This window comes from Microbacterium sp. zg.Y909, from assembly GCF_024626565.1.
The window spans coordinates 1-6,731 of sequence record NZ_JANJFJ010000243.1 but is presented as its reverse complement, the minus strand read 5'-3'; the positions used below and the strand labels follow the sequence as shown (position 1 = coordinate 6,731).

General features: G+C 71.8%; 4 protein-coding genes. All 4 read left to right on the top strand.

Going from position 1 to position 6,731, the window contains the following annotated elements:
* The first annotated feature begins 42 nt into the window (after positions 1-42).
* Positions 43-1,512, top strand: a complete 1,470-nt coding sequence (locus tag NQ160_RS15910; RefSeq protein ID WP_257516150.1) for a DUF3375 domain-containing protein — start codon at positions 43-45, stop codon at positions 1,510-1,512.
* Positions 1,505-2,290, top strand: coding sequence for a DUF4194 domain-containing protein (locus NQ160_RS15905; protein WP_257516149.1), 786 nt, complete (start codon positions 1,505-1,507; stop codon positions 2,288-2,290). Before NQ160_RS15910 ends, NQ160_RS15905 begins: the two co-directional genes overlap by 8 nt.
* Positions 2,287-5,646 (top strand): ATP-binding protein, encoded by a 3,360-nt coding sequence (locus tag NQ160_RS15900; protein ID WP_257516148.1) that lies wholly within the window; start codon positions 2,287-2,289, stop codon positions 5,644-5,646. Before NQ160_RS15905 ends, NQ160_RS15900 begins: the two co-directional genes overlap by 4 nt.
* 95 nt (positions 5,647-5,741) lie before the next feature.
* A partial coding sequence (locus tag NQ160_RS15895) for a phosphotransferase (protein ID WP_257516147.1) occupies positions 5,742-6,731 on the top strand: 990 nt, incomplete at its 3' end.

The following is a 6,731-nucleotide window of genomic DNA, read 5'->3' as shown; positions in this document are numbered from 1 at the left end:
GGCACGGTGGGCCCGCATGCGGGTCAACTAGGCTTGTCTGCGATGTCGAACACTCGCGCTGAAGCCGCGTATCAGCGCTCGGTGGCTGCCTTCCGCAACCCGACGCTCGACCTGCTGCACGGCCGCCACGCACCGTTCGTCGTCGCCGTCCTGTCGATCGTCTTCACCGCCGACCGGCCCGCGGTGGCGGTCGCCGATGCCCACGCCGAGATCGGCGAGGCGCTCGAAGAGCTGCGCGCCGCCGGCTACGACGAAGACGAGCGCCGACTCCCGGCCGGCACCGCCCGCGAGATCTGCCGCCACTGGGTGCGCGTCGGGTGGCTGGCGCCGCAGATCGAGAACGACGTCGAGGTGTACCGGCTCACCGCGCACGCGGTGGGCGCCCTCGACATCGCCGGACGCGCGGGCGGCGGGCGGGCCCGGGTGTCGCGGTCGCGGGTGCGCACGCTGCTGGAGTCCGTGGAGCGACTCGCCCGCGATGCCGAGACCGACCCCGAGCAGCGGGTCGCCATGCTCCTGGCCGAGCGTGACGCCCTCGATGCCGAGATCGCGCGCATCCGCAACGACGAGGCCGAGCCCGTCGACGACGAGCAGCTGTTCGAAGAGGCCGAGAACGTGCTGCACCTCGCCCGCGAGCTGCCCGCCGACTTCTCACGGGTCGCCGAGTCGATCAAGGCGATGCAGCGCGACGTCGTGGCCGACCTCCGTCGGGATGTGCGCCCGACGGGCGAGATCCTCCGCGAGTACCTGCAGCGCGGCCGGCACGTCATGCAGGCGACCCCCGAGGGACGCGCGTTCGAGGGAGCCCTGCGTCTCATCGGCGACGCCGAGAACATCGACCGACTCACCGGCCAGCTGCACGCCGTGCTCGCCCAGCCGTTCGCCCGGCTCATGGCCCCCGCCCAGCGCGCCGACCTCGACGCCATCGGACGTCAGGTCGAGAAGGGGGTGCAGGAGGTGCTGACGGCGCAGCGACGTGCGTCGCAGGTCATCACCGCGCAGGTGCGCACGCACGACCCGGTGCGCGACCGTCAGGTCGACGAGCTGCTGCGCGGCGTCATGTCGGGTCTGCAGCTGTGGATGCAGCGCTCGAAGCCGAGCGACCGTGTGGAACCGCTGCACACCTTCCCCGTGGCCGACGTCGGGCACCTCCGCCGGTCCATGAGCGACCTGCGGCCACCCGGGGCGCCCGAACCGCTGCCGTCACCCGGCGACGTCGAGTTCGTCGATGCCGACACCCGCGCCTGGGGCGGACCCCGCTACGCCGAGCTCGAGGCGTACGTGGCGACCCTCGGCGACCGTTTCGACCTGGCCACCGCCTTCGAAGGGGCCGCCGATGACACCCGGCGGCCGGTCGACCTGCTGGGACTGCTGGAAATCGCCCACCGCAACGGCATGACCGAGGGCGACGAGGTCTCCGTCGCCGAAGCGCGACGCCCCGACGGCACCAGCCGCCGATTCGCCTTCGGCGCCGTCACCGCCAGAACCGTGAAAGAACCGACGCATGACTGAGCCCCCAATCGCCCCCGACACCAGCGACGCCACCGACGCCACGGGCGACGAGCCGTTCATCGCCCCCGTGGCGATGGAACACGACCCCGATGAGCTCTTCGCCGGCGACGTCGGCGTGCTCGACGCCGACGCGCGGCGCGTGCTCGTGCGCCTGCTGCAGCGCCGATTCCTGCTCGCCGACCGCAACCGCGGCGAATGGACCGTGCTGATGGACCACCGGCACGCGATCGAGTCCCGGCTCAACGACCTCTTCGTGCGTCTCGTCGTCGACCACGACCGCGGCGTCGCCTACAAGGAGCAGGTGCGCTCCGACGAACTCGAGATCCCGATCCTGCTGCGCGATGAGGCGTACTCCCGCGCCGAGACGCTGGTGCTCGTGCACCTGCGCACCGTCTACCAGCGCGAGAGCACGACCGGCGAGTCCTCCGCCCGCGTCGACATCGAAGACATCGAGCAGACCGTGCTGACCTACTTCGCCGAAGCCGACGGCAGCACCGCGCGCCGCCAGAAGGCGATCAGGGCGGCCGTCGCCCGGCTGCGCCAGGACGGCGTCATCGAGGAGGAGTCCGAGGGGCGCTACCTCATCAGCCCGCTCGTGGAGATCCTGCTCAGCGCCGACCGGTTGCGCGACCTGCGCGACTGGCTCGACGAGCAGACGAGGCGATCCGGCACGATCGACCTCGACGACGAGGCCGATGCCGACGCCGACGACGACACGGACGACGCCGGCCACACCGGCGACGTGGATGCCGAGATCTACGCGGAGGCCGCACGATGACCATGCTCGACACCCTCTTCGGGCTCATCCCCGCGGCATCCCGAGGGCAGCAGTGGGTGGCCGACGAGCTGCAGCTGGTGAACTGGGGCGGCTACGACGGCGCCCACCGGGTGCGCTTCTCGCCGACGGCGACGCTGCTCTGCGGTGGCTCCGGCTCGGGCAAGTCGACCCTCATGGACGCCTACGTCGCACTCATGATGCCGCACACCACCCCGTTCAACGGCGCGTCCAACGGCGCCGTCGTCGGGCGCCCGCGCGGGCAGGAGCAGCGCAACATCCTCTCCTACGCCCGCGGCAAGACCGACGAGACCCGCACGGACGACGGCACGAAGGTCACCGTGCTGCGCGGCGACGGCGTCGACACCTGGACCGCCGTGTCGATGACATGGCTCGACCACGACGGATCGCGCTTCACCGCCGTGCGCGCCTGGTACATCCCCGCCGGTGCCCGCCTGGTCGAAGACACCGTGCGGGTCCGCGCCACGGTGGCCGGGCCCTTCGATCTCAGTTCGCTCGAAGACGCCGCCCGTCAGCGCCTGACGGATGCCGCGGTCAAGAGCACGGGGCTCGACACGGTGGCCACCGACCGCGAGTTCTCGGCCCGCCTGCATTCCGTTCTGGGCATCGGCGCGGCAGGAGCGGGCGCGAAGGCGATGAGTCTGCTCGCCCGCATCCAGGCAGGTCAGCAGATCACGACCGTCGATGACCTCTACAAGCGGATGGTGCTCGAAGAGCCCGAGACGATGGCCACCGCCGACGCCGTCGTGGCGCACTTCGACGGGCTCGAGAGCACCCGCAGCCGCATGCTCACCGCCCAGCAGCAGGTGCGTGCGCTGCAGCCCATCCGCTCGGCGCGTGCACGCATCGAAGAGGCCGCCGAGCGGCTGCGCCTGATCGACGCGATCGGGCGGTTCAGCGAGCCCGATTCGCTGGCGACACTCTGGCGGGCCTCGCGCCGTCTCGACCTGCTGCGCGACGTCGAGGCCGAGCTGCAGGCGGCCACGCGCACCGCCGACGCGAAGGTGCGAGAAAAGCAGGCGCTGGCCGATGCCGCCGACATCGAACGCGAGGGCCTCGGCGAGGTGCTGCGCGCTGCCGGCGGCGACCGGCTCAAGACCGCCCACCGCGAGCTGCGCGGCCTCGAACGCCGCCTCATCGACGTCACGCGGGAGCGCGAGCGGCTCGACGCCGCACTCGACGTGCTGCAGGTGCAGGCCGCCTCGGCGCGGGAGTTCGAGACGCTGGCGGAGCGCGCCCGGCGGGCGCTCGCGGATCCCGACGCGAAGGCGACGCTGCGGGAAGCGTACGGCGCGGCGATCGGCGCGAGGAACGCACGCGCCGCCCGCATCACCGAGCTCGAGGCCGAGCGTCGCGAGGCTGCAGGGCGCCACGACAACATCCCCACCCGGCTGCGTGAGTCCCGGGAGCTGCTGGCACGGGCCGCGGGACTGGGCTCCGATCAGCTGCCCTTCGTCGGCGAGCTGATCGAGGTGCGCACCGAGTTCGAACCGTGGCGCGAGGCGTTCAACCTCGCCCTCGGCGGGTTCGCCACGACTCTGCTCATCGACACCGCTCACCTCCCGGCCTTCCGCGCCGCCATCGAATCCGTCCGCACGTCCGAGCGACTGCGCTACGAGGGGGTGCAGACGGGGCTCCCCGAAGTCGGCGCCCGCGACCCGCAGACGCTTCCCGGCCGGCTGGACTACCGCAGCACCCCCTTCACCGGCTGGCTGCAGGATGAACTCTCGCGCCGGTTCGGCTACGTCTGCGTCGACACGTCAGGCGAGCTCTCGGCGCATCGGATGGCGCTGACGATCGCAGGTCAGACCTCACAGGGTGCGCGCGGCGCGCACGGTGGGCACGGCCGGCGCAACGTGCTCGGTTTCTCCACCGACCGCCGCGTCGGCGAGCTCGACGCGCAGCTCGGGGCCGCGCGGGCCGAGCTCGAGGCCGCGCAGGCTGCCACGCTCGAGGCTGCGGCCGAACTCGACGCACTCGACGCGCGGCGCGGCGCGTACGAGAAGATCCAGGACCTGACCTGGGACCAGGTCGACGTGGCATCCGTGGAGAAGGAGCGCGAGCGCTGGACCGCGATCATCGACGAGGTGACCGCCGACAATCCGACGATCGCCGGCATCCAGTCCCAGATCGCCGCGAAGCGCCTGGAGGCGGCCGAGCTGCGCGAGGGCATCGGCCGCGCCAAGGCCGAACAGCAGCGGCTCACCGACTCGTGGGCCGCCGTCACCGACGAGGTCGACACCGCCCAGGCTGCGGTCGACGCGGCCGACGATGCCGGGCGCGCGCTGACCGACGACCAGGCCGCCTACCTCGACGGGCAGTTCCTGCTGCCCGACGGCGAGGGAGCGTCCACGCGCATGCAGGAACTGGCGCGATTCGACGCCGCCCTCGACTCGGCATCGCGGCGGTTCACCGAGGACCAGCGCGCCGCGCAGGAGGCGGTGGGCGAGCAGCGCGAGAGCCTGCGCCGCACGCTGGCCGGCTTCCTCGACCGCTGGCCCAACCCCAACCTGCTCGCCGACCCCGACCACTCCCTGGGCGACTTCGAGCGCATTCTCACCGAGCTCGAGACCAGCGGGCTGCACGAGCTCGAGTCCGAGTGGCGCGACAGCCTGCTGAAGCTCTCGGGAAACGACCTCACCAACCTGGACTCGACCCTCAGCCGGTCGCTGCGCGAGATCCGCGACCGCATCGAGCCGATCAACCTGATCATGCAGGACCTGCCCTTCTACGACGACGACCACCGGCTGCAGATCTCGCCCCGCGAGAACCAGTCCGAGGCGCGCCGCCGGTTCCGCAAGGAGCTGCGCGATGTGCGCGCGCTCATCGATTCCGCCGAGAGCGACGACGACCGCGAGCGCGTCTACCAGCGGATGTCGCGGCTCATCGACCGGCTGCGTCGCACCGCGCCGGACTTCGGCGAGCTCGTCGACGTGCGCAACCACGTGCGCGTGAGCGCCGAGCGGGTACACGCGGTGACGAAGCAGCACGTCGCGCTCTACGACCACATCGGTGAGAAGTCCGGCGGTGAGTCGCAGGAGCTCATCGCCTTCATCGTCGGCGCGGCACTGCGGTATCAGCTGGGCGACGCCGGTTCCGAGCGCCCGCGCTACGCCCCGGTGTTCCTCGACGAGGCACTCATCAAGGCCGACGCGCACTTCACCAAGCGCGCGATCGGCGCCTGGCGGGGATTGGGTTTCCAGCTCATCATCGGCGCGCCGAACGACAAGTACAGCGCGATCGAGCCGCACGTCGACGTCGAGTACGACATCCTCAAGGACACCCAGGGTCGCTCGTGGGCGAAGCCGAAGGTGGGGCTCCCCGCCGTCGCTCGCTGAGTCGAGGCTCGCGACGCGGCACCGCTCCAGTACTACGCGGGCGGCCCGCAGGTCCACCCCTTTGCCCGGCGGCGCGATTCGCGCCATGGTGGAGCGTGCAGTTCACAGACGAAGACCTCGGCGCCTGGGTGGCGCGCCAGCGCTGGTACGCGGGCAAGAGCCACGTTCCCCGCTTCCGCATCCTCGACGTGCAGCCTGCCCCCGGCGCCACGCGCTACCTGCTCATGGACGACGCCGGCGCCGTCCCTGCGCTTTACAACGTGCCGCTGGCACTCGTCGATGCGCCGTCTGAGGGCGATGCCGTCGTCAGCCGCACCGCCGACGGCTACCTGATCGATGCCGCGCGGCATGCGGCCTTCGCCGTCGGAATGCTCGCGGAGATGGGCGTCGACGTCGGCCGCGTGACAGGCTCCCGGGTGCTCTCGGGCGAGCAGTCCAACACGTCGATCGTCTTCGAGGAGGACGGACACCCGACGATCATCCTGAAGCTGTTCCGCACCCTGCACCACGGCGAGAACCCCGACGTCACGGTGCAGCGCGCGCTGAGTGACGCGGGGTCGCCGTACGTGCCGCGCTTCCTCGGGAGCCTCGACGCAGAATGGCCCGATTCCGGACGCGAGTCCGGCGTGGCGCGTGGCACCCTCGGGTTCGCCCAGGACTTCCTCCCCGGCGTGAAGGACGGCTGGGCCGTGGCTCTCGATGCTGCCGGGGAGCGGCGGGACTTCACCGACGCGGCACGCGACCTCGGCACCGCCCTCGCCGGAGTGCACGCCGCTCTGGGCGCGAGTCTGGGCACCGTGGATGCCGGCCCCGAGCAGGTCGCATCCACGGGGCTCACGTGGCGGCGCAGGCTCGCCACGGCCGCCGCCGAGGTACCCGCCGTGGCCGACCGGCTGTCGGCGATCGACGCGGTCTACCAGGCCGCGCTGGAGCGCCCCTGGCCGCAGCTGCAGCGCATCCACGGCGATCTCCACCTCGGCCAGGTGCTCGCGGTGCAGGATGGCGGGTGGCGCGTGGTCGACTTCGAAGGCGAGCCGCTGCGCCCCATGCCTGAGCGCGCGATCCCCGATCTGCCGCCGCGCGAC